Origin of the sequence: Bradyrhizobium frederickii (assembly GCF_004570865.1) — a bacterium.
Lineage (GTDB): Bacteria > Pseudomonadota > Alphaproteobacteria > Rhizobiales > Xanthobacteraceae > Bradyrhizobium > Bradyrhizobium frederickii.
On sequence record NZ_SPQS01000119.1, the window covers coordinates 1 to 1,137 of the forward strand.

General features: G+C 61.1%; 1 protein-coding gene. It reads left to right on the top strand.

The window, feature by feature from the left end; all coding sequences use genetic code 11:
- Nucleotides 1-885: 885 nt before the first annotated feature.
- A partial coding sequence (locus E4K64_RS39890) for a helix-turn-helix domain-containing protein (RefSeq protein ID WP_135167599.1) occupies nt 886-1,137 on the top strand: 252 nt, incomplete at its 3' end.

Consider the following 1,137-nt stretch of genomic DNA (forward strand, 5'->3'; position numbering starts at 1 on the left):
CTCCATCCCCCTCCCACCCACCCCTCCGGGTGGAAAGGAGCCCGGCGCCGCCCATAGTTCCGTGACCGCTCCTCCACCGCAAAGTTATCTTTTGCGTTCAGGGAGCCACGCCCGCCCCTTGCGGCGTGCCCCTGTCCGTCTCCTGCTTCTCACCGCTCTCAAGAACCCAGCCCGCGACCACAGCCCGATGAGCCGCAATATGCGTGAATCGGCGATCCTGTGCGCCACCATCCGCAACAGCCACGCGTGGTCGACCGAGCCGAAAGACTACTCGACAGACTACCCACCACCGCGCTCATCATCTCGACGACTATCCCGATCAGGTAACCATCGTTCGGTCGCGCCATCCCTTTGAGGGATCTGCGCTTGTTGTGCTTGGCTGGTGTCATCGACGCGGCGAACTTCATCTGACGCTTGTACTGCCCGATGGTACCCGTGCCCTTGTACCGGCCTGGACAGATCTGCCTATCGCACAACATTTATCGCGTGCAAGCCCGCAATGCGCTCGAGCGGCATTCCTGGCTTCCCACGCCGAGCTGCTACACGCCCGGACGATCGTCGACGCTTTGCTGCGGCAATTGGATGCCGCGCATACTGTCCTGCCATCGGAATCGGAGGACAGCCATGCAGCAGCTAAGCTTTCTCGACCCACCACCTCAGCACGGTGCCGTACCCGTATGGGAGACCCTCGATAAAGAGCAGCGCGCACATCTCCTGCTGCGACTCGCCCGACTAATCGCCCGAGCAATCGCCACTGCCGGAGATTACAACGATGAACGAACTGAGCAAGATCACCGCTGAGCACCTACGCCGATGCGCAATCGTCTACGTGCGTCAGTCTAGTACCCACTATCCTTGGATCGTGAGTCGTGATTCAAGATATGGATGATCCCCGAAGCAAGAGAAGTCCACCTTTCGCGGAAAGATCGCAAGGTGCTTGAGGCGTGTTGTCGCTCGCCGGTGACGTTGCAGCGCGATTTGAAGCGGGCTCGGATAGTTCTGTTGGCGGCGGACGGGTGCAGCACGCGGTCGATCGCCAAGGAAGTCGGGGTCCAGCCGCGGATTGTCAGCCTTTGGCGGCATCGCTATGCCGACCATGGCCTGGATGGGCTGCAAGACAAGCCACGGCCGGGCAAG